Origin of the sequence: Roseiflexus castenholzii DSM 13941, from assembly GCF_000017805.1 — a bacterium.
Taxonomy (GTDB): Bacteria; Chloroflexota; Chloroflexia; order Chloroflexales; family Roseiflexaceae; genus Roseiflexus; species Roseiflexus castenholzii.
This window is the reverse complement of record NC_009767.1, coordinates 4149659-4172536: the sequence shown is the minus strand read 5'-3', so window position 1 is coordinate 4172536 and position 22878 is coordinate 4149659. Positions and strand designations below refer to the sequence as shown.

Sequence of the window (22878 nt, the reverse complement as noted above, 5' to 3'; positions counted from 1 at the left end):
AGTGCTATACTACAATAACCGCGCTATGAAATCGTATGCTGACCTGGAAATAGTGGTCACTCCGGCAGAGAGCGGTCGCTTTCTCCTCAAAGCGCGCGGACCGCGCGGTGAAGAGGGTGATGGTGAACTGCGCCTGCCCGACGCCGAGCCGCAGATACAGGCGCTGTTGGCGCGTCTGCGCGCGCTCGATCTCGACGAAGCGGCGCTGGTAATGCTTGGTCGGGCATTATTCGACGCACTCTTCACCGGCGCCGTGCGTGATGTGTATGTCCGCTGCCGAGGCGCGCTCGCCAGTGATGAAGGTCTGCGTCTGCGCCTCAATATTCCGCCGTCGGCAGCAGCAGTGGCCACACTGCCATGGGAATTTCTCTATGACCCGGATCGTGGTCCTCTGGCGTTGCTCGATGTGCCGGTTGTGCGTCATCTGCCGCAGCCGAACCGCATCCCGCCGCTCACCGCACCGCTGCCGCTGCGCGTGTTGCTGACCGCTGCGCAAACGCCGCCGCCGACTGCCGTCGAACGCGAACTGGCAGCGGTTCAGACGGCGCTCGAGCGCTTTGGCAACCAGGTTTCCGCAACAGTCGAGCCGCACCTGACGGCTGCCACGTTGCAGAATCGGTTGCGTGAAGGGTATCATATCTGGCATTTCGTCGGTCATGGCGGGTTTGCAGCCGACGGCGCCACGGCGTGTCTCCTGTTCGAGGACGAACTTGGCGACCCGGAACCAATCAGCGCGCTGCAACTTGGTATTATGCTCGACCGGAGCAATCTGCGGCTGGTCGTGCTCGATGCCTGTTCCACCGGGCAACTGACGCTTGACCCGATGCGCAGCATGGCGCCGGCCCTGGTGCGCGCCCAGGTACCGGCTGTCATCGCCATGCAGTTTCAGGCGCCGGAAGAAGCCACCCGCGCCTTTGCCGGGGCATTCTACCGCGCCCTGGCGGATGCCTTCCCGATCGATTTTTGCGTTACCGAAGGGCGACGCGCCGTGATGAACATTGCCGGGCTTGGTCGCGCCGACTGGGGCATCCCGGTGATCTATACGCGCACCGAGGACGGACGCCTCTTCGATCCCCCTGCTGCTCATACGCCCTCGACCGTGGCGGAAGTCACGGCGCGTTCGGTCGGAACCGGCATCCAGGCGCTCGAGAATCTCATCGAGGCTGGCAGCGATGTGCGCGAGGCGGTGATCGCGTTTCGCGCCGATTTTCAGGCTGCGGCGCGCCAGATCGACATCCTGGCGGATTACAAAGACGTGCATGATCAGCTGCACTCGCTCCAGTTCCACTGCTACAGCCCGATAGTAATCGACATGCGCCGCCTGCCGGATGACGACCTGGCATGGGAAAGCATCGCCAATTACGAGGTGACGCTTCAGAGCATCCTGCGCGACCTGGAACAGGTGGCTGAACGGAACCGCCTGCCGATGAGTGAATTGTCGTGGGTGGCGGATGTTCGCATTGCGCAGGCTGACGTTACGCAAGCAATCGAAACGAACGACCTGAAACTGTTGAGAAAAGCGGTGCGCCTGCTCAACCGGGTGTTGACCACCCAACCATCTCTGATCAATGCCCGTCTCAACACCGCAGCCCGCTCCTTGCGCCTGACCTCGCTCGTCGAGGGGATGTCCGCCGTGCTCAACTGGCTCCGCACTGCGGGGTACGACGCAACCAGGATCAGTCAGATTGAACTCGGTGTTGCCGGATTGACGACCCTCAGCGCCAGCCTTGCGACGCTGGTCGATGAACATGATCGCTGGCAGATCGTCGATCTCGATCTCCGCCGGATTGAGCAGCTCATCGATCAGGATATCACCGAACTGGAACTGTCGTGGCCCGATGTGCGCGAACGGGTAGCGCCACTCTACCTGGAAAGTGCGGAATCTTGGGGCGCGGCCTTGAAGAATGATGCTGATAAGGTCACCGAAGCGCTGGGTGCTGCCGATCCTACGAAGGCGCGGCAGTTTTTCCGCCGTTTTCGCCGTCAGGCGGGAGAGCGGTTCTTTCGCGTCGATATCGAACTCAAACGTGTGTGTGATGAATTACGCAAGGTCGGCGAGCCGCTGACTTCTGTTCTCAAGGTGCTGACGCCATGACCGATCATTCACCTTCGGCAGGGATGCCCGACCACGAGATGCTGGCATATCCCTCATTTGCAGCATTGCGCGCGGCGCATACGAACTTACTCCGCCGCCAACGCGACGAGGGGTTGACGCCATCTGTGCTGGGGCAGGCCGTCGAACTCATTGCTCGCGGCAGCGCCGCCGGTGTGTTGCTCGAAGATGAAGATGAGCGCAACGCTGCACAGGGGTTGCTCGATTATTGGGCGACGATTCTGATTCGTAAAGGGTATGAGTCGCCCAACGCAACGCTCGAAGAGTTCGATCCGTCCCTCGCGCCAGAACTGGATGATGATCACTGCCCTTACGTCGGGTTAGACCCGTTCCGTGAAGAAGATGCGGCTCGCTTCTTCGGCAGGCGGCGCCTGGTTGAGTTTCTGATCAACCGGCTGCATGACCAGCGGATGCTGGCGCTGCTTGGTCCTTCTGGCGCCGGCAAATCGTCGGTGGTGCGCGCGGGGTTGATCCCTGCTCTGAAGCAGAATGCCCTGCCCGGCAGCGGCAACTGGCGCTACCCGCCGGTGATCACGCCAGGAGAGCAACCGCTGCTGCACCTGGCGTGCGTCCTGCGTCGTCTGAATAGTCAACCCGATGACCTGGCGCGTGATGAGGAACTGGCGGAACAGTTGCGGGACCCGCAGCAGGTGGTTGCAGCGTGTGATGGACCTGAGCCGGTGGTGCTGGTAGTCGATCAGTTGGAAGAACTGTTTACTCTGACCGATGACGAATCGGAGCGCCACGCATTTGTCGAGGCGATGGTTGCCCTCGTGGAGCATCCATCCACCCGGCATATCGTCCTGACGACAATGCGAAGCGACTTCGAGAGTTTTATTGCACTCGAACCGTCGCTTCAGCGGTGGATGGAACGAGCGCGGGTTCAACTGTTGCCGCTCAGCGCCAGTGAAATGCGTGAGGCGATTGAACGTCCGGCGGAACTGGCCGGTCTCAAATTTGAGCCGGGGGTCGTCGATGCATTGTTGCACGACACCCTCGGCGAGCCGGCAGCGTTGCCGCTACTCCAATTCTCGTTGCTCAAACTCTGGGATGCGCGTGACCGCAATCGCGTCACGTGGGAGGCGTATCAGCGGATCGGCGGCGGACGGCAGGCGCTCGCGCGCAGCGCCGATGCGCTCTACAACAACCTCATCCCGGAGGATCAGGTGACCGCGCGCCGTATTCTGATGCGCCTGGTGCGTCCTGGTGAGGGTTTGGAGATCACCAGTAATCGCATCCGGCGTGATCAACTCTATCGCGCCGGCGAAGCGCGTGACCGGGTGGATCGTGTGCTTGAACGTCTGATCGCTGCACGCCTGGTGCGTCTCACTCCCGGTGACACGCCGGGGAGTGCGCAGATCGAGGTCGCCCACGAGGCGCTCGTGCGCAACTGGCCCACCCTGGTCAACTGGCTTGAGGATGAGCGCGCGGCAATTGCAACCCGCCGCCGCCTGGAGGCGAAGGCGGCGGAATGGGTGCGGCTCGGCAGCGGCGCCGCCGGTTTGCTCGATGAGGTGCAACTGGCGGAAGCCGAACGCTGGTTGAATAGCGCCGAAGCCGCTTACCTGGGGTACGACGAAGCGTTGCTCGATCTGGTGACTGCCAGTCGCGCGGCTATCGATCAGGCGCGACGCACCGAGGAAGAGCAACGTCGCCGTGAACTCGAACAGGCGCAGGCGTTGGCGGAAGCGCGTCGCATTCAGGCGGAACAGAATGAAAAACTGGCAATCGAGCAGGGGAAACGCGCCGAAGCCGAAGCGCGCTCGGCACAACGGTTGCGCCTGGTTGTCATGACGATGACCTTTGCCCTGATCGGCGCTCTTATATTGGGCATCATGCTCTTTGTGCAGCAATCGCAACTCAGAGCAACCGCTTCCGAACTGGCGACCCAGGTCGGTATCTCCAACCTGGCGCTTGTCACCGCCCAGGTCGCTGTTGAGAACGCCCGCGTCGCCGCCAACCGGGCGCGGATCGCCGCCGCCACCTCGCAGGCTGCCGAAAGCCTGGCGCTGCTGCGCGGCACTCAGGCGGCGCTCGCGGCAACGCAGGAGTCATACGCGCGTCGGACTGCCGAGTCCCTCGTCCCTGCACTCGAACGACAGGCGCGTCAGTCCCGCGCCGGTCAACTTGCGGCGCTGGCACAGGCGGAACGTGAAGATCGCCCGGTTCTCAGCCTCCTGCTGGCAATCGAAGCAGTGCAGGTGACGCTTCAGAAAGGCGAAGCGCCTGTTCCGATCGCTGATGCCGTTTTGCGCGGGTCGCTCGCGCGCATCGGCGGCGTGGGGCTGTGGATTGGCAGTCCGGTGGTCGCTGCCGCAACCAGTGACAACGGCAGCGTGGCTGCGCTCCTAACCGCCGATGGTACGCTTCAGGTCTGGAACCTGACCAATCTGAGCCGGTCGCCGCGCATTGCCAGCGCCCCTGGTTCACCAACCCTCCTGGCGCTTTCGCGCGACGGCGCGCGTCTGGCGACAGCCGGCGCCGATCCGACCAGTCTTCGCCTCTGGGACCTCGCCGGCACGACGTTGACCGCGCGCGAACTCGCAGGACCGGGAGGAACCAACACCGCCATGGCGCTCAGCCGCGATGGGCGCCGTCTGGCAATCGGCGATAACCAGGGCGCCACCTTTGTGTACGATCTGACGAATCTTTCGGCGTCGCCGCAGCGACTAAGCGGTCTTGGCGGTCGCAGCGGCATTCGTTCGCTCACGTTCAGTCCCGATGGACGTCTGCTGGCGACCGGCAACGACGATAGCCAGGCGCGACTCTACAATCTCGCCTCCGGTTCTGGAACGTACACGCGCGAGCGCACCCGCGGCGCGCTGACCTCGATCACCTTCAGCAGCGATGGACGCTGGCTCGCCTATGGCAGCGCAGGCGGACAGGTGCGCCTCTGGCGTCTGAGTGGCATGCAGTTCGACTCGGTCTATGTGCTGCTTGGCTTGACAGCGCAGGTGACGGAAGTGCGCATTGCGTCCGGGAATGCGCTGGTCATCGCCGGCAGCGCCGACGGAACGACCTGTCTCTGGGACCTCGAAGCACGCAACGATAACCGGGCGCGTGTGGTGTTGCGCGGTCAGAGCGCTCAAATAACAGGATTGGCGTTGAACGGCGATGCCAGTCGTCTGGCGACTGCCAGCGCCGATGGGCAGGTGGCGCTGTGGGACCTGAATGTCGCCGATCCTGGTGTCAAGCCGGTGATCCTCCGCGGTCACGACGGCGCAGTCACCGGTGTGGCGATACCGGTGAACACTTCGCTGATGCTGACCACAGGCGTCGATGGGATGGCCCGCGTTTGGAACCTGAATGCGCCGCTCTCTACTCCTGAGTCATTACCGCAGGCAGGCGCTGACCTGATCAACATCGCCTGCCGCACCGCAGGGCGAACGTTGTCGGAAAGCGAGTGGAACACGTACTTCGAGGGAATGCCGTACCGCCCTTCCTGTCGATAAGGAGGATCACCCATGCCCAACCCAAACGACATCGTCATTATTGGCGCAGCGCGCACGCCGATCGGCAAGTTTCAGAGCATGTTCCGCACCATTCCTGCCACCGAACTCGGAGCGCATGCCGTGCGCGCCGCTGTTGCGCGCGCCGCCGTCGATCCGGCGCTGGTCGATGAGTGTATTATGGGAAATGTGGTGAGCGCCGGGCTTGGTCAGGCGCCCGCCCGTCAGGCGGCGCTGCGCGGCGGTCTGCCCGAGTCGGTCGGCGCCCTGACGATCAATAAGGTCTGCGGCAGCGGTCTCAAGGCGGTGATGCTGGCTGCCGCCCTCATTCGCTCCGGCGAAGCGTCGCTCATCGTGGCTGGCGGCATGGAAAGCATGACCCGCGCGCCCTACCTGCTGCCACAGGCGCGCGGCGGCTATCGCCTGGGCAATGCCGAACTGATCGATGCGCTCATTTACGATGGCTTATGGTGCGCCTTTGAGCACCACCATATGGGGCATGCCGCCGACTGGACGGCGCGCACCTACGGGATCACCCGCGAACAGCAGGATATGTACGCCGTCGAATCGCAGGCGCGCGCTATCGCCGCACAGGATGCCGGGGCGTTTGCCGATGAAATCGCCCCGTTTCCATTGCCGGGCGGTGAGACCTTTGCCACCGACGAACCGCCGCGTCGCGGCGTGTCCATGGCGACCCTCAGCAAACTGGCGCCCGCCTTTTCGCCCGACGGAACGGTGACTGCGGGAAACGCTCCTGGGCTGACCGACGGGGCAGCTGCGCTGGTCGTCACCAGCGCGCAGCGTGCAGCCGACCTCGGCGCGCGTCCGTTGGCGCGGTTGATCGGCGCAGCGCAGGCGGCAGTTGCGCCACGCGAGGTTTTTACGGCGCCGGTGTACGCCATTCGTCGCCTGCTGACGCAAACGGCGACCACGCTCGACGATTACGATCTCTTCGAGATCAACGAAGCGTTCGCGGCGCAGGTCGTTCAGAATATTCGTGCACTGAACCTCGACGGCGACCGGCTGAATGTTCACGGTGGCGCAATTGCCCTGGGGCATCCAATTGGCGCCAGCGGCGCGCGCGTTCTGGTGACGCTCATCCACGCCCTGATCCGACGCGGCGGTGGGCGCGGAATCGCTGCGCTCTGTCTGGGTGGAGGCGAAGCCGTGGCAGTGGCGGTGGAAACGGTGTTGTGAGAGGAAAGGGTAAACAGTGGAAAGTCGGGTGTTGAATGAGGGACGCCCCTGGTGGATGCCCGAATGTCGGGATGCTCACGGGTAGCACAGGGCGAGGAGGAGGAGGGGCGCTCCTGGTGGGCGCCCGCTTTGTGGACCTTCGCGCGTTGCGTGGATGCCACGATGCCGGTGGAGGCAAGAGGCGCGCCGTATGACTGAACATTCCATCCGCTGCTGAACCTGCGGAAGGAGAGGGACGCGGCTACGCCGCAAACATGCTGCGCACACGCGCAACATATTCTTCGATGACGGCGCGCATGTCGGCGACATTCTCGCGGATCTGCGCGCGAGGGTCGATTTCACGGCTATCTTCGGCGGGGATCAAGAGCCACATCGCCAGGTAGAGCAGCGTGCCAAAGCCGTTGATCAGCGCCAGAAACAGGAACCCCAGGCGCACGAACACCGGGTCGATGTTCAGCGCGTGCGCCACCCCTGCGGCGACGCCTCCCAGAATGCGTTCACCGCGAATGCGTCGAAGTGTGCGAGTTTCCATATGTACTCCCTGCCCGACATCAGCGGGTTGCGTCGTTTGTTGGCGTATCATGCCTTTCTGTTGATTACGACGCACCCGAGAGGATGAAAGTTGCATGGCGCGCCATCTCGCCATTTTGCGCGAACCATACCTGAGCCGAATCCTTGCCGGCGTCAAGACTATCGAGGCGCGCTTCCTGCGAGTGCGCGCCGTGCCGTATGGCTCTGTTACTGCTGGTGATACACTCTTTCTCAAGCGTGCCGGTGGACCAATCGTTGCTACTGCGCGGGCGGCGCGTGTCGCTACCTTCGATCACCTGACGCCAACGCAGATCACGGCGTTGATCGAACGCTACGCCGACGAACTCCGCCTCGACAACGATATGCGTTCTCACGCACAGCGCAGCCGCTATGCAGTACTCATCTGGCTGACCGACGTCGCGCCGCTCGGTGATCCGCCGACCGTGTCAAAACGCGACCGGCGCGCATGGGTGGTGCTGGAAAGTTGACGCAATACAGCGGCAATGATACCATTTCGCGCAAAATGTGAGCAGGGAGAGGAACAGGCGATGAAGCTGCACGAGTACCAGGCGCGCGATATTCTGGCGCGCTACGGCGTACCGGTGACGGGCGGCGGCGTTGCGACAACGCCGGCGGAGGCGCGCGCGATTGCCGAACAGATCGGCGGGCGGGTCGTGGTCAAGGCGCAGGTGTTCGTTGGCGGGCGCGGCAAGGCAGGTGGTGTCAAACTCGCCGATACCCCCGAACAGGCGGAGCAGGTTGCCGGTCAAATCCTGGGGATGAATATCAAGGGATTGACCGTCGAGAAGGTGCTGGTTGCCGAAGCCATCACCTACGAGCGTGAAATCTATCTGGGCGCGATTATGGACCGCGCCTCGCGGCGGATCGTCATGATGGCGTCGGCGGAAGGTGGCGTCGAAATCGAGGAAGTTGCCAGAACCAACCCGGAGGCAATCGTCAAAGTGGCAGCGCATCCGATGCTGGGGCTGCTCGATTTCCAGGCGCGCGATCTCGCCTACGGTATTGGGTTGACCGACGCGAAACAGGCGCGTCAATTCGCGCAGATTGCCACGGCGCTCTACCGCGCTTACATGGATGTCGATGCGTCGCTGGCGGAGATTAATCCGCTCGTGGTGCGCGCCGATGGTTCGTTGCAGGCGCTCGACTCGAAGATTGTGCTCGACGACAGCGGTCTCTTCCGCCATCCCGACCTTGAGGCGATGCGCGATGCATCGGATGAGCCGGAAGCCGAGCAGCGCGCCCGTGAGGCAGGTATCACCTATATCAAACTCGACGGCGACATCGGATGCATGGTGAACGGCGCCGGGTTGGCGATGGCGACGATGGATGTCATCAAACTATACGGCGGCGAGCCTGCCAACTTCCTCGACATCGGCGGTGGTGCAAGCAAGGAGAAGGTCAAGACTGCTCTTCAGATCATCCTCTCCGATCCGAACGTCAAAGCAGTCATGTTCAATATCTTCGGCGGCATCACTCGTGTCGACGAAGTGGCGAAGGGCATCGTCGCTGCACTGTCGGAGGTTCAGACCAACGTGCCCATGATTGCCCGGTTGGTCGGCACGAACGAAGAAGAAGGGCGACGCATCCTGGCGGAGTCGGCGTTGATTCCGGCAGCGACGCTGGCGGAAGCGGCAGAGAAAGCCGTCCACGCCGCGCGCGCAGGGTGACCGTCTCAGTTCCTCCACCGCGCGCACGCGCGTGTCTATGCCCATGTGCGCGCGGTGACCATCCTCCTTGTGTCGCGCCGTTGCCTGCGGCGTCGCCACACATCTTTCGGCATCCATCCCGCCACCCCGGCGTCCGCTGTGCGTCGTGCTGTGGCGCGCGCCGGATGCCTGTCGCCAGGCGCGCCTTCCGGGTTGTCTGCTGTCAACATGCTCCATGTGTGAGCCACGCCGCCGAATCGTTGGTTATGAGTTTGATTACATTTTGTGATCGAACCGTATGTCCACATACATTGCTTTTATAGTAGATTCGGTGTGATCTGACAGGATCGCCAATGTTGGCGCCCATGCAATGAGGCAGGCACATGCTATGGAAACGCACGATCTTCGAACCTTTCAGTCGAACTCTGAGTGGCGCGCGACTCTGGAAGCGCGCGCGCGCGCGTTGGCGACGCAGGAAGTCGTCGAACGTACTGCCGACGGCGCGCTTCTGATCCAGTTTCGACTCGGCGATGGACGTTATGCGCTGCCGGCGCACTATGCCCGCGAAATCCAGCCACTCAGAGCGTACACACCCCTCTTCGGCGTGCCGCCGTTTATCGTCGGTCTGGTTAACATCCACGGACGCCTGTACACCTGCATCGATCTGCGACCGCTGCTCGATCTGCCGGGCGCTCCTCCGACACCCGGTTCTTTCTTGATCATCATCCAGGGCAGTGGCGCAGAGGCGGCGTTGCTGGCGGACAGTGTCGTGGGAATGGTCACCGACGCGCTCGACGCGAGTCCTGCGCCGGTGATGGCGTCGAGTGCTGCCACTTCCTGGATTCGTGGCGTGGACCGCGATCTGTCTATCGTCATCGATCCTATTGCGCTTCTGACCGATCCCCGCCTGATCGTTGATCATCAGGCAGCCGCCTGAGCGACATCGGCGCCCTGATGTGCATTATGGCCGTTGGGCAACGATGATACGATCTTCGGATTCTGCCGATCTGTGCTGAGCGAGGACTCTATGAAACTCTCGATCCGAACCAAACTCCTCGGCGCTTTCGGTGTCACGCTGGCGCTCATGGTCATTCTTGGCATTGTTACACTCTATCAAATGGAGCAGATGAATGACCGCGCCCGGCATCTGAGCGACAATATTGTGCCCGCCACGCGCACCGCCAGTGATATGCGGCGTATCGTCAACCGTCATCGCAGCCTGGCGGCAGTGCGGATTGCCGATCCGCGCCCGGAACAGTTGACCCGCACGAATGTCGAGCGCCGCGAACTCGAAACCGACATGGATGCGTTGCTGCAAAAGTACGAGACCTTCATCGTCACCGACATTGAACGTGATCTCTATAACCGCATCCGTGAAAACTGGACCGCGTATGTCGGCGAGATCGGCAAGGGCGTCTTTGGCGCCGAAGATTTACAAGCCGCGCTGATCTCTTTCAACGGTCTCAAGCCGTTGTTTGATCAACTGCACCAGGACACAACGGCGCTTGAGCAAGAAAATAACCGTCAGGCGCTCGAAGCGACCGGTATTGTTCAGGAAGCCTATCACAACGCTCGCGCCACAATCACCGGGTTGCTCATCGGTGCGCTGGTGATTTCGGCAGTGATCGGCATCGCGCTTTCATCGGTCATTGCGCGCAATATCGGGCGCCTGATTGATGCGACGAATGCCGTTGCTCAGGGTGATCTGTCGCGCGTAGTCGAGGCGCCCTCCGGCGACGAGATCGGCGCGCTTGCCGTGGCATACAACGAGATGGTCGCCAGTTTGCGCACCAGCCGGGCTGCGGAAGCCGAGGCGCGCGACGCCGAGGCGAAACTGCGCCAGGCGGAAATCGAGAGTCGGCGGGTACTGGAAGCAACTGTTGCCGAGTACCTGGCATTCACCCAACGCATCGCCGACGGCGATCTCTCCCGGCGTCTGGAGGTGCGTCAGAACGGTGCGCTTGGTCAACTGGGAGAAGGGTTGAATGCCATGGTTGCCAGCCTGCACGCCATGACCCTCCAGATTCAGCAGGCGAATGCCGCCATCGCCTCGGCCGCCGCCGAAATCCTTGCCGCCACTACGCAGCAGGCGGCGTCGGCGACCGAACAATCCGCTGCCATTACGCAGACATCGACGACCATCGAAGAGGTGAAGGCGATTGCGCTCCAGACGGCGCGCCAGGCGGCGCAGGTGGCGCAGGACAGTCAGACGGCGCTTCAGATGGCGCGCCAGGGCGCAAAAGCAGTGGAGGAGACGGTCAACGGCATGGGACAGATCCGCGCGCGGGTGGAAAGCATCGCGCAGACGATCCTCTCGTTGGCGGAACAGACGCAGGCGATCAGTGCCATTACCACCACCGTCGCCGAACTGGCGGATCAGTCGAATCTGCTGGCGCTGAACGCGGCGATTGAAGCGGCGCGCGCCGGGGAGCAGGGTAAGAGTTTTGCCGTCGTTGCGCAGCACGTGCGCGATCTGGCGGAACGCTCTAAGGCGGCGACCGTGCAGGTGCGCGAGATTTTGAGCGACATTCAGCGCGCCACCAATGCGGCGGTTATGGTGACAGAAGAAGGGACAAAGGGCGTTGAGCAGGGTGTGACCCTGGCAACCCGCGCCGGTCAGGTGATCCATCAGATGTCCGGCGAAGTCGAGAGCGGCGCGCAGGCGAATGTGCAGATGGCTGCCGCAGCGCAACAGCAAACCGCAGGGATGGATCAGATCGCCCAGGCGATGACTTCAATCCAACAGGCGACGACGCAGGCGCTGGCGAGTACGCGACAGGCGGAACGCGCGGCGCAAGACCTGCATACGCTTGCGCAGTCGTTGCAGAAGACAATTGCGAAGTATCGGCTGTAGCAGGCAGGTGTGGCAATATGGAAACCGATGACGACATTCTAGCGCAGGTGTTCGCTGCCTTCTGTGAGGAACAGGCAGAGCATCGCGCGGCAATTGCGTCGTTGTTGCTCGAGTTGGAGCAGCATCCCGACCATCCTGACGCTCGCGAGATGATTGATCGTCTGTTCCGCGCGGCGCATAGTCTTAAGGGGAGCGCCCGCGCCGCCGGTTTGCCCGGCATTGAGCAGATTGCGCACGCAATTGAGGATATGTTCGCCCTCCTTCGCCAACAGCAGATGCATGTTACCTCTGCATGGTGCGATCCGATCTACGCCGCGCTGGATGTCATCGGCAGTCTGGTCGATCAAGCCATTGCGCGCCAACCATCGGACGACGCGCTTGTCGATGAGACAGTGCGCCGCTTGCGCGCCAACCTGACGCAGACGCTGGACCATACGCCCCCCACGACTCTGGCGGGTGATGCGAGCCATCACCTCAATGCGGCGGCGCCGGCTTCCGGTTCTGCCCTGCCGCCGACTGGCGGCGAGATGAGCACGATTCGACTTGCGATTGAGACGCTTGATACACTGCTCAGTGATGTCGGTGAACTGATGACCGGCGTGATGCGCATTCGCGAGCAGGTTCGGCGCATTCAGGATCTCAGCCGACTGTCGGTGCGCTGGAGGCGACTCTGGAGTCAGGTTCGTCCGCTCGTTGCCCATTACCAGGCGAACGGCGATGCGCTTCGTCCCGTTGTGCGCCACCTGGAAACGACCCCGGTCTTCGATGAGCAGCAGAGCGGGTTGCGTCATGAGCGCGATCTTCAGGCGCTGGCGGGCGCGCTGAGTCAGGCGGCGATGCTGATTGATGATCTTGAGGGGCGCCTGACGGCCTATGCCCGCGACCTTGCTGCTGACCAGTCGATGCTGAGCACGGTCACCGACCGCCTGCACACGCAGATTCGGCGCACCCGCATGATACCATTGCGGACGATATTTCAACCATTGCGCCTGGTTGCGCGCGATGTCAGTCGCAGTGCCGGAAAGCCTGTCGATGTCATGTTTGATGATGGCGGCGCCGAAGCCGACCGTCAGGTGCTTGATGCCCTGCGTGAGGTGCTGACGCACCTGCTGCGCAATGCGATTGATCATGGGATCGAGGATGCGCCCATCCGGCAGCAACGCGGCAAACCGGAACGGGGTCAGGTGCGGGTGACCGCCGCTGTCGAAGGCGACTGGCTGACTATCGAGGTTGCCGACGATGGCAATGGTCTCGATGATGACGCCATCCGGCGTCGCGCCCTCGAATCGGGAGTGCTGACCGTCACCGACCTTGAACGTTTCAGTCCTGCGGATATCCACAGCCTGATCTTCCTGCCGGGTTTTTCAACACGCTCCGCTGCCAATCATCTGTCGGGGCGGGGGGTTGGACTCGATATTGCCCATTCACACGTTGAGCGAATGCAGGGTCGGATTCAGGTTCAGAGCATGCCCGGCGTCGGCTGCCGCTTTGTCCTGAGCGTTCCGGTTTCGTTGACCAGCGCCCATGGCCTGCTGGTAAAACTGGAACAGCAGGTCTACGCCGTGCCGCTGGAGTCGATCCACCATATCGTGTCGGTCAGTCCAAGCGATGTCCATAGGCTCGAAGGGCGAACGGTCGTGCTGATCGATGGTCGTCCGGTTGCGCTCGTGCATCTGGCGGACGTGGTTGGCGCGGGAGAGGGGCGTTACCTGTTCCCGGATGGTGTCACGCGGCGGCATGCGCTGGTGTTGGGAGGCGGGGGTGAACGCATGATCGCGTGTGTGATCGATGGCATCGAAGGTGAGCAAGAACTGGTTGTGCATCGCCTGCCCTTCCCGTTGAAACGGGTGCAGTTTGTGGCGACGGCGGCCATCCTTCCCAATGGAACCGTCGCGCCGATTCTGGATACGGTCGATCTGGTGCGGGCTGCGCTGGGTGTGCGCCGCGCAGCGGACGTTGCCGTGTCGGGCGCCGATGCGCAGCATCGCACACCGCAGATCGTCGTTGTTGACGACTCGCTGACCACCCGGATGCTGGAAAAGAATATCCTCGAAGCAGCCGGCTATCAGGTGCATCTGGCGACCGATGGCATGGAAGCGCTGGATGTGCTGCACCGCCTGGCAGCGAACGGTGGGTGCGATCTGGTGATCAGCGATATCGATATGCCACGGTTGAACGGTTTTGAGTTGACCGAGAAACTGCGCGTGAGCGAACGATTCAAACACCTGCCGATTGTGCTGGTGACGTCGCTCGACGCGCCGGAGCACCGCGAACGTGGGGTCGCCGTCGGCGCAGACGCCTACATCGTTAAGCGTGCATTCGATCAGCAAACGCTGCTGGAGACCATCGCGCGCCTGATTTAGAGGGAGAGACAATGATGCCACACATTCTGATTGTCGAAGATAGTCGAACGCAAGCGTTGCGGTTTCAGCTTGAACTCCAGCGGTGCGGCGCGCGCGTCGATGTCGCGCGTGATGGGGTCCAGGGGTTGGAATACGCCCGCGCATTACATCCGTCCGCTATTGTGCTCGATATCGATCTGCCGGGAATGGACGGCTACACCCTGTGTCGGCGCCTGAAACAGGCGCCGGACATTTCCAATGTGCCGATCATTATGCTGACGCACCGAGAAGATGCGCGCAGCGCGCAGACCGGTCTCGAATCGGGCGCCGATGATTATATTCCCAAGGACGAGTTTGCCGAACAAAATCTCATCGAGTCGCTGCGCGCGCTTGGCGTTTTGCAACGGATGTGAGGTGAACCACCTATGCACACCTTCATGCCAGACACCCAACACATCCATGTCGCTTCCGGCTACGATGTTGTGCTCGTGCGTCAGCATGTCCGACAAATGGCGCGGGAAAGCGGTTTCACGCTGCCGTTGCAGGCGCGTATGACAGCGGTGGTCAGCGAGATTGCGCGGATGGCGCTCGATCATCACTGGAACGCCGATTTTACCTTTCGTCGGATCACTCATCGCGGGTACAACGAGATTGAGGTGTTGTGCCGTTCCGACTGTATGCGGCGTGACCAGGAGTCGGTTGCCGGTCTGCTTCACGATGTGCAGGCGCTGATCGGCGACGGCACGCTGGTCGTGAATCAACACATCGGTCAACTGACCATCCGTTTTCATGCATAGGCTGGCGAGAACTATGGGAGATGCGCACGTTTCATCACTCACCGGGCAAACGCTGGTGCTCTGTCGCATCGGGACACAGGATTATGCTTTGCCGCTCGACGCCGCGCTGCGTATTGTGCCGCTCCCTGCGCTGACCGTGATCCCGGACAGTCGCCCGGAGATCTGCGGGTGGCTCAATCTATACGGGAGGCATGTGCCGGTGCTGGACGGGCGGCGACTGGTTGGTGATCCGCCGCACTACGATCTGAGCAGTCATATTGTGATTATCAACGGCGAACAGGATGCTGCGACACCGGTGCTGGGGCTGCTGGTCGATCAGGTGTACGGTCTGATCTCCCATCTGCCGACGGCGATGCATCCTTTGAAGCGCGCTGAGGCTGCTGGAAATCTCTTTTGCGGTATCATTCAGCACGATCACCGATCCTGTCCGGTCTTCGATGTTGCTGAACTGCGAAGGATGGCAGCGTGAGCAGCGAGCCGTCGCCGATCCGCGTGCTGTTGGTGGAAGACTCGCCCGGCCAGCGCGCGTTGTTGATCCATTTGCTGCACGCGAGCGGCGCGTTCACAGTGGTTGGCGTGGCGAGCAACGGGCGGCAGGCGGTGCAGGAAGCGTCGCGGCTACGACCGGACGTGATTGCGATGGATATCCACCTGCCGCTGATGGATGGCTATGAAGCAACGCGCGAGATTATGCGTCGTTGCCCGACCCCTATTGTGATGATCAGTGCGAGCGCCGGCGAGAAGAAATCCATCGACGCCCTGGCGGCCGGCGCGTTGACTGTTATCCGCAAACCGGGCGGGCGCCACGCTGATCCTGCCGACAGCGAGAACTTCCTCAAGACGCTGCGGCTCATGGCTGGCGTGCGGGTGGTGACGCGCTTTGCGCCACGCGCGCTTCCGCCCTCGACGACTCAGGCGCAGCCGGTGTCGGCGCCTGTTGGTGGGGCGCAGGTGTTGGCAATCGCCGCATCAACCGGCGGACCGGCAGCCGTGCAGACAATCCTGAGCGAACTGGGCAGGGGGTTTCCGCTGCCGATTCTGCTCGTTCAGCACATTGCGCGCGATTTTGTGCCTGCGCTCCAGGATTGGTTGCAACGAACGACGCCACTGCCGATTCGAATTGCTGCGCATGGCGAACGCCTGGCGCCTGGATGTGTGTACCTGCCGCCGGACGGTTTTCATTTGCTGGCGGGTGGGCGTGGTGTTGTTGATCTGCGCCCGACGCATCCTGACGACCGATATTGCCCCTCAGCCGATCTCCTTTTCCGGTCGGTCGCGCAGGCATACGGTGCGCGCGCAATTGGCGTCATCCTGACCGGTATGGGTGATGATGGAGCGCGCGGTCTCAAGGAACTCCGTGAACGTGGTGCTGTGACCATTGCGCAAGACGAAGCGAGTTGCGTTGTGTATGGCATGCCCCGCAGCGCTGTCGAATCCGGCGCCGTGACGCGCGAAGCGCCGCTCGATCAGATTGCATCGTCCATCCGGACGCTGGTGGCAGTATGAATACGACCTTCAGCGATGATCTCTTCCGCCGATTTCGCGATCTGCTGCTGACACGCAGTGGTCTCTACTTTCCCGACCATCGGCGGAGCGATCTCCATCATTGCCTGACAATGGTGTTGCCGGCTACCGGATATGCAACGCTTGAAGCGCTCTATGCGGCTGCGGTTGTCGATGACAAGACGCTGCACACCGTGATTGAAGGCGTCACCGTCGGTGAAACCTACTTCTTTCGCAACACTTCACAGTTTACCGCACTGCGCGACCGGATCCTCCCCGACCTGATCGCCCGACGCGAGGTGATCCGGTCGCTACGTTTCTGGAGCGCCGGTTGCGCTACGGGCGAAGAGCCATATTCGCTGGCGATTCTCCTGCACGAAGCGCTGCCCGATCCCGATGCCTGGCAGATCACGATTCTGGCGACCGACATTAATACCGCATTTCTGAACCGCGCGCGCGCCGGGGTGTATGGCGCCTGGTCGTTCCGTGAAACCGATCCGGCGCTGCGGGATCGCTATTTTGAGCGCCTTGAAGGAACACGCTGGCGGATACGTTCCGATCTCCGCCGTCAGGTGCTGTTTGCGCGGTTGAATCTGGTCGAAGACGAGTATCCGGCGGTGATGAACGGCACCACGATGCAGGATGTCATTCTCTGTCGCAATGTGCTGATCTATTTCGACGACGACACAATCCGCGCGGTGGTGCGCCGTTTGTATCGCGCCCTGACCCCTGGCGGCTGGTTGATCGTCGGGCATGCCGAAGCGCGCTCCGATTTCTTCGCCCAATTCGAGGTTGTCAATTGTCCGGGAACCGTTATCTATCGCAAGCCGTTGCATGCGCCGCTCTTTGATGAGGCGATTCCGTCTGTGCCTGCACGCCAGATGGTCCGTCCGCTATCGACTACATCTGCCGACGTGGCGTCGCTCCTGCTGCCTGCGCCGGCTGCGCCATCGCCGTCCTTCGTGTCTGACACGCCGGTTGCCGACAATGCTGCGCCCGATACGCTGGCGGTGGCGCGGCAGGCGGCGGATCGCGGCGATCTGGCCACTGCGATGCGGCTATGTGAGACAATGGTCCAACACCAGCCGCTCTCTGCCGAGGCGCACCTGCTCAACGGGCAAATCCTGGAGCAACAGGGACGCCTGGATGAAGCGCTTGCCGCCTATCGGCGCGCCGTCTATCTCGATCATTCCCTCTATCTGGCTTTGCTGGCAATGGCCGGTATTCTTCATCGCACCGGTCACGTCGATGAAGCCTATCGAGCGTACCGCAGGCTGCTTCGCGCGCTCGCAACACTGCCGCCGCATGCGCCGGTTCCTTCGTTCGACAACGCGACTGCCGCAGAACTCCAGATGTTCATTCAGCGCCAGATGGAGGCGCTTCGGCGCTGATCGGCGCGGGGTCGTGCTACGCAGACCGATGATCCTCCTCTCTCACGTTCAATGTTCGATGTGAACCGCACGCCCCCCTCTGCTTTGCGCCTTCGGAACCCGAAGATTATCTCCGCAGCGTCAGGCGCAGCAGCTGCGCCAGATGCCATGGCGACGGCGCCTGTTCCAGGCGAGTGATGGCTTTGCACATCTCGATATTGTGGTGCGGATCGACGGAGAGAAACATGCGCGGAATGCGGAACGAACCGCGCAGGATCGATTTTTGCGGACGAGGAAGCATGAGCGGGTTGGCGACTTTACCGCTGGACCGACCATCGCTCTCTGCGATGAACGCGCCCCACGGCAGAACGCCTGCCAGCACTGCCTGCTGCGCCACTGCGTTGATCGTCACCGTCCCGTACTGAAGATCGTTCAATGCCCGCTCGAAAGCCGCGCGCGCCCGACGGTCGCGCAAGGTGCGCGGATGGATGAGGATTGTCGCTGCCAGCGTACCCCGCACGCGCTGATTGAGGAACTCGACCGCCGCATCGATGAACGCAGCGGCGTCCTTCGCGTCGAGCGCCAATTCGCCGACCGCCGGACAGAACATGGTGCGCACAAAGCAGTCTGCCTCGAGCGCCGACGGCGTCAGGTCGGGAATGACGGTCCATGGCAGATGATCCATATCCGCCTGACCGATGCGATGGGCGCGCGCGTGAGCGTTCAGCAGCGCATCCAGCTGGCGGCGCGCCTCCGGGAATGGCGACTGCCGGGTTGGAACCCGCGCCAGCACCTGCTCGAACGCCGCCAGGAACGAATCGCGCCGGCGCCAGCCCCGGTGATGCACAATCAGGCGTGGAGCGGCGGAGACATACGCGGCATTGCAGACAAATGCGCGCACCAGCAATATCGCGTGATGATGCAGATCATCATCGCTCCAGGGTCCTGGAACGACCAGCACCGGCGTGATATTGCCCACCTCGCCGCTGAACGGCTTTGTCAACACCACCTCGTGGCGCATTCGGCGCTCCACGCCTTCCTGTCCCTCACCAAAGACCAGCGTATCGAACGAGGCGTCGGCGCCGCTAAAATGGACCGTATCGATCAACGAATGGGCGCAGAGATATGCATCGAGATCGTGGTCGCCATAGATCAACCGGACGACGCCATAGTCGAGGAGCGAGCGGAAGGTTTCTTCAAAGAGCGACGTGAGCGCTGCCTGCATCGGATGCAGTTTCAGCGCAACGACTTCATTGGCAACGAACAGTTTGTGCAACAGATCAGTGACCGGGAGAAAACTTGATGTGCTCGCATTCAGCACCAGCGCCACGCGCCCGTGTTCGGCGGGCTTTCGATAGGCGGCTGCCTGCTGTTGGAGCACGTCCTCGGCGGTCAATCCCGGCTCGATCCAGACTTCGCCGGTCATTCGGGGAAGAATCGCCGCATCATAACGGTTGATCGGCAGCACCGACGCAACCACCTGTCCATTCGGGCGAGTGGTCAATCCACCCGGCAACTGAGGTTGGCCGTGGTCACGCACATCGCTCAGCGCCTGGTGTAGCAATCGCAGCGAGCGAGTGAGAATGGTCAACCAGGTACGCTCCTCTCCTTCGCCATACCCGCCCGGCGCCAGTCCTTTAGCCTCCAGGCTTGTCGTGATCCAGCGCTCTGCGGCATCGGCAAGAGCGCGGCGCAGCATGGCGAGAAGCGCAATCCGCTCATCGAGGCTGACCTGAACCCAGGAGTCTTTACGCGCGTGCAAATCGGCAAGCGCCCGATCAACATCCGCCCACATCGGCGGCGTTTGGGGTGTAGTTGGCGCAGCCCGATGATCTGGCGCCACGGCCGTCATGACAGCCTCCTTCGTCTTCCCGCAGGCGGCTTTCGTCCGCCCTGGCGTACTCTGGTTAGCGGCGTTTCCGGCCGATTGCTCGCCGGTGGTCTCACGATTGTCTCAATCTTCCCGGTATTGTACCATAACGCCATGCGCCATGGCGGGAAGAGGCGCTGCGCCATGCTGAATGATTGATAACCCGCCACACAGGTGTGGTACTATTGCAAGGCGCGCGGGTTGAGGGTGCGAAGGCAGGAAGGTTTCAGGTGAGAAAATGTCTCGTTGCCCGTGGGCAGGGTATGGAGGGACGCCCGATATCTATGGGGGCATCGGTGGGCGCCTGTGCCCCTGGTGGATGTCTTGTGCGTCTTTGTGGCAGTATGAACAGGCGGCGCGAAAGACGCCAGGCGTATGGGTGGCAGGCGGAAGGCAGGAAAGCAGCGAGTCGCAGGCAAAACGTTATCCTGACTCCTCACCCCTGAAGGACATCAGCGTATGGAATACCGTTTCTTTGGGCGCACCGGCGTGCGCGTGGCGCCGTTGTGCATCGGCGCAATGAATTTTGGCAACCCGACCGATGACGCCGAATCGATGCGCATCATTGACCGCGCCATTGACGCCGGTATCACCATGATCGACACTGCTGACAGTTACAACCATGGCGAAAGCGAACGCATCATCGGGCGCGCACTGGCGCGCAACGGCAGGCGCGACCAGGTGTTCCTGGCGACGAAGGGGCATTTCCCAACGGGACCTGGTCCTAATGACCGGGGCAACTCGCGTCTGCACCTGATACGCGCCTGTGAAGATAGTCTGCGTCGGTTGCAAACCGATCATATCGATCTGTACCAGATCCATCGTCCTGATCCAAACACGCCGGTCGAAGAGACCCTCGCGGCACTGACCGATCTGGTGCGCCAGGGGAAGGTGCGCTATATCGGTTGTTCAACGCACCCGGCGTGGCGCGTCATGGAAGCGATCATGGTCAGCGAGTTGAAGGGGTATGCGCGTTACGTCTCGGAGCAACCGCCGTACAATCTGCTTGATCGGCGCATCGAGAACGAACTGCTGCCGCTCTGCCAGGCGCACGGTCTGGCAATCATCCCGTGGGCGCCGCTGGCGCAGGGGGTGCTGGCAGGGCGCTATACCGACATTACCGCGCCGCCGCCGGATTCGCGCGTTGTGCTGCGTGGTGGCATCTATGCCGAGCGTGTCACTGCGCGCGGCATCGAGGTCGGTCGTGCATTTGCCGCACTCGCGCGCGAGCATGGTCTGACGCCAGCGCAACTCGCCATTTTGTGGGTCAAAGATCAGCCTGGTGTCACCGCGCCCATTGTTGGTGTGCGCACCCTGGCGCAACTCGAGGAAATACTGCCGGTTTTGGAGATGGCGCTGAGCGCTGATCTGCGCGCCGCGTGCGACGCACTCGTGCCGCCGGGAAGCGCGGTCGTCGATTTCCACAACACAGCAGGTTGGATGAAGATGCGTATTGCCTGACCGGATTCGCAGTTGCCAGAAACGACGACCGGTGGTACGATCAGTGCAACCCTACCCCGGTCGGGGGCGGTGTGTTGTTTCGAGCCAACACAGTTTCGAAGGGAGTTGTGCTCCGACATCATGGGCTATGCGGCGGGCCGCAGATACCCACGGGCCAGCACCCACCTGCCTTGTGCAGGTTCGAAACCTATCCGTCTCACGCCGGCGGTGGGGTTTCTTCCTGTCTCAGGTTTTGTCGTGCTGTTCCTTGTGTATGGTCCAGACGAATATGGGCGGAGCGAGGCGCTCGCGGCGCTCAAGGCGCGCGTTCCGGCTGAGGTCGCCGACCTGAATATCACCACGCTCGATGGACGGCGGACGACGCTCAGCGACATTGTGGCGGCATGCGAGGCGATGCCCTTCCTCGCCGACCGGCGGTTGGTCATTGTTGACGACCTGCTGAAGCACCAGAAAGCCGGCAAGGATCGTGACGACGTGCGCGCATACCTGGAGCACGTGCCGGACGCCTGCGATCTTGTTTTTGTCGAAAGCGACGAGTTCGATAAACGTAGCAGTCTCTTCACGTTTCTGAAGAAGCATGCTGAGGTGCGCGAATGCGTGCCACGCGAAGGCGCCGATCTGCTGCGCTGGCTGAGTGACCGCGCAAAAGGTCTTGGCGTCACCCTCGAACGGGATGCTGCTCAGCGGTTGACTCTGCTGGCGGGAAATGACAGCCGCTTGCTGGTGACTGAACTGACCAAACTGGCAACGTTCGTCGGGCGTCGCGGGCGTATTACTGTCCGCGAGGTCGATCTGCTGGTTGCCGATAGGCAGGAGCAGAATCTGTTCTCCTTCATCGACGAGCTCAGTGCGCGCCGTCGGAGTGCGGCGCTGACAGCGCTGCGCCGTCTGCTCGACGACGGTCAGGCGGCACAGTATATTCTGTTCATGATGGCGCGTCAGGTGCGCATTCTGATGGGAGTCAGGGATCTGGCGGCACAGCGTCTGCGCCCCGACGATATTGCGAACCGGTTGGGGCAGAAGCCGTTCGTTGTGCGCAAAGCACTTGAGCAGGCGCACGGTTTCAGTGATGCCGATCTACAGCGTTTGCACCGGCGCCTGCTCGAACTCGATCATGCCTCAAAGACCGGTCGCGCAGCAATTGAAGCCGGACTGGAACTGATCGTCGCCGATATGTGTTCCTGACACGACTCAAGATGTTGGAGTCGCTGTGGCTTTGGCGAGTTTCTTTGCCAGACGCGACTTACGCCGGGCGGCGTTGTTTTTGTGGATGATCCCCTTGACTGCGGCGCGATCCAGCAGGCTCATCGCCTCACGGACCAGTTCCGGTTCGGGGGCGCCGGCAAAGATAGCGCGCTCCGCTTTTCGGATTGCGGTCTTGACCCGTGATCGGTACATCTTGTTGCGCAGCGCGCGGCGCGCGTTCGAGCGAATGCGCTTTTCAGCAGACTTTGTGTTTGCCAAGACTCACTCTCTCCTTGAAACTGCGAGTGCTCCATCTCATAATGAAAGCGGCCGCAGACGCGCCGCTTGTTCTGGAGCGTCATTATACCAGGAAGCGACGATCTGTGCAACCGTCCTCAAGGTGACTGTCACTCGGTGATGGGGATGAGCGCCGATCAACTGCCAGGGGGCAGGGGAAGGGCAGGTGTTGCGAGCAAAGCCCGGAGTGACGATCACCCGGGGTAGGGCGGCAGTGCGGCGTAACGGCGGGACGAAGCACT

The 22878-nt window shown here is 62.0% G+C and carries 19 protein-coding genes and 1 other RNA gene; 16 read left to right on the top strand and 4 right to left on the bottom strand.

Annotated elements, in window-relative coordinates:
• The first annotated feature begins 25 nt into the window (after window positions 1-25).
• Genes RCAS_RS16550 through RCAS_RS16540 form a run of 3 tightly spaced genes read left to right on the top strand, consistent with a single transcriptional unit; the run spans window position 26 to window position 6759 of the window.
• A complete protein-coding gene (locus tag RCAS_RS16550) occupies window positions 26-2095 on the top strand; it encodes a CHAT domain-containing protein (protein ID WP_012121686.1) in 2070 nt (689 codons plus the stop codon).
• On the top strand, window positions 2092-5565 hold the full coding sequence (locus RCAS_RS16545; protein WP_012121685.1) for an nSTAND1 domain-containing NTPase: 3474 nt from the start codon (window positions 2092-2094) through the stop codon (window positions 5563-5565). The genes RCAS_RS16550 and RCAS_RS16545 overlap by 4 nt, the downstream gene beginning before the upstream one ends.
• A gap of 12 nt (window positions 5566-5577) precedes the next feature.
• A complete protein-coding gene (locus tag RCAS_RS16540) occupies window positions 5578-6759 on the top strand; it encodes a thiolase family protein (protein ID WP_012121684.1) in 1182 nt (393 codons plus the stop codon).
• 241 nt (window positions 6760-7000) lie between these two features.
• Here RCAS_RS16540 and RCAS_RS16535 read toward each other — a convergent pair whose 3' ends face one another.
• Window positions 7001-7291 (bottom strand): PspC domain-containing protein, encoded by a 291-nt coding sequence (locus tag RCAS_RS16535; protein ID WP_012121683.1) that lies wholly within the window; start codon window positions 7289-7291, stop codon window positions 7001-7003.
• Between the two features lie 94 nt (window positions 7292-7385).
• Here RCAS_RS16535 and RCAS_RS16530 point away from each other — a divergent pair, with 94 nt between their 5' ends.
• Together RCAS_RS16530 and sucC are read left to right on the top strand one after the other, a co-directional pair.
• Window positions 7386-7778: a hypothetical protein gene (locus tag RCAS_RS16530; RefSeq protein ID WP_012121682.1), complete on the top strand. Its 393-nt coding sequence runs from the start codon at window positions 7386-7388 to the stop codon at window positions 7776-7778.
• Window positions 7779-7838: 60 nt separating this feature from the next.
• Window positions 7839-8978, top strand: a complete 1140-nt coding sequence (gene sucC, locus RCAS_RS16525; RefSeq protein WP_012121681.1) for an ADP-forming succinate--CoA ligase subunit beta — start codon at window positions 7839-7841, stop codon at window positions 8976-8978.
• Between the two features lie 35 nt (window positions 8979-9013).
• Here the strand turns inward: sucC and RCAS_RS25695 are convergent, their stop codons facing one another.
• Window positions 9014-9187 (bottom strand): hypothetical protein, encoded by a 174-nt coding sequence (locus RCAS_RS25695; protein WP_198135947.1) that lies wholly within the window; start codon window positions 9185-9187, stop codon window positions 9014-9016.
• Between the two features lie 158 nt (window positions 9188-9345).
• Here RCAS_RS25695 and RCAS_RS16520 point away from each other — a divergent pair, with 158 nt between their 5' ends.
• From RCAS_RS16520 to RCAS_RS16485, 8 genes are all read left to right on the top strand, one after another.
• Entirely contained in the window at window positions 9346-9894 is a 549-nt protein-coding gene (locus tag RCAS_RS16520; protein ID WP_012121680.1) for a chemotaxis protein CheW, read from the top strand.
• 90 nt (window positions 9895-9984) lie between these two features.
• On the top strand, window positions 9985-11811 hold the full coding sequence (locus RCAS_RS16515) for a HAMP domain-containing methyl-accepting chemotaxis protein (RefSeq protein WP_012121679.1): 1827 nt from the start codon (window positions 9985-9987) through the stop codon (window positions 11809-11811).
• A gap of 17 nt (window positions 11812-11828) precedes the next feature.
• Complete coding sequence (locus RCAS_RS16510) at window positions 11829-14174, top strand: hybrid sensor histidine kinase/response regulator (protein ID WP_012121678.1); 2346 nt, start codon at window positions 11829-11831, stop codon at window positions 14172-14174.
• An 11-nt stretch (window positions 14175-14185) separates the two neighbouring features.
• Window positions 14186-14566 (top strand): response regulator transcription factor, encoded by a 381-nt coding sequence (locus RCAS_RS16505; protein ID WP_012121677.1) that lies wholly within the window; start codon window positions 14186-14188, stop codon window positions 14564-14566.
• A 12-nt stretch (window positions 14567-14578) separates the two neighbouring features.
• Window positions 14579-14950, top strand: a complete 372-nt coding sequence (locus RCAS_RS16500) for an ATP-binding protein (protein ID WP_012121676.1) — start codon at window positions 14579-14581, stop codon at window positions 14948-14950.
• Between the two features lie 13 nt (window positions 14951-14963).
• Complete coding sequence (locus RCAS_RS16495) at window positions 14964-15419, top strand: chemotaxis protein CheW (RefSeq protein ID WP_041330955.1); 456 nt, start codon at window positions 14964-14966, stop codon at window positions 15417-15419.
• Entirely contained in the window at window positions 15416-16456 is a 1041-nt protein-coding gene (gene cheB / locus RCAS_RS16490; RefSeq protein ID WP_012121674.1) for a chemotaxis-specific protein-glutamate methyltransferase CheB, read from the top strand. Before RCAS_RS16495 ends, cheB begins: the two co-directional genes overlap by 4 nt.
• Window positions 16453-17844, top strand: coding sequence for a CheR family methyltransferase (locus RCAS_RS16485; RefSeq protein WP_012121673.1), 1392 nt, complete (start codon window positions 16453-16455; stop codon window positions 17842-17844). The genes cheB and RCAS_RS16485 overlap by 4 nt, the downstream gene beginning before the upstream one ends.
• A 106-nt stretch (window positions 17845-17950) precedes the next feature.
• Here the strand turns inward: RCAS_RS16485 and RCAS_RS16480 are convergent, their stop codons facing one another.
• Entirely contained in the window at window positions 17951-19675 is a 1725-nt protein-coding gene (locus RCAS_RS16480; protein ID WP_012121672.1) for an aldehyde dehydrogenase family protein, read from the bottom strand.
• 477 nt (window positions 19676-20152) lie between these two features.
• On the opposite strand from RCAS_RS16480, the gene RCAS_RS16475 reads away from it, so the two are divergent.
• From RCAS_RS16475 to holA, 3 genes are all read left to right on the top strand, one after another.
• Window positions 20153-21154 (top strand): aldo/keto reductase, encoded by a 1002-nt coding sequence (locus tag RCAS_RS16475; protein WP_012121671.1) that lies wholly within the window; start codon window positions 20153-20155, stop codon window positions 21152-21154.
• A gap of 45 nt (window positions 21155-21199) precedes the next feature.
• Window positions 21200-21372: non-coding RNA, 6S RNA (ssrS, locus tag RCAS_RS24125), on the top strand.
• A gap of 19 nt (window positions 21373-21391) precedes the next feature.
• The gene (gene holA / locus RCAS_RS16470) at window positions 21392-22339 is read left to right on the top strand and encodes a DNA polymerase III subunit delta (RefSeq protein ID WP_041332098.1); all 948 of its coding nucleotides are present in this window, start codon (window positions 21392-21394) and stop codon (window positions 22337-22339) included.
• Between the two features lie 6 nt (window positions 22340-22345).
• Here holA and rpsT read toward each other — a convergent pair whose 3' ends face one another.
• The gene (gene rpsT / locus RCAS_RS16465; protein ID WP_041330952.1) at window positions 22346-22618 is read right to left on the bottom strand and encodes a 30S ribosomal protein S20; all 273 of its coding nucleotides are present in this window, start codon (window positions 22616-22618) and stop codon (window positions 22346-22348) included.
• Window positions 22619-22878: the final 260 nt, after the last annotated feature.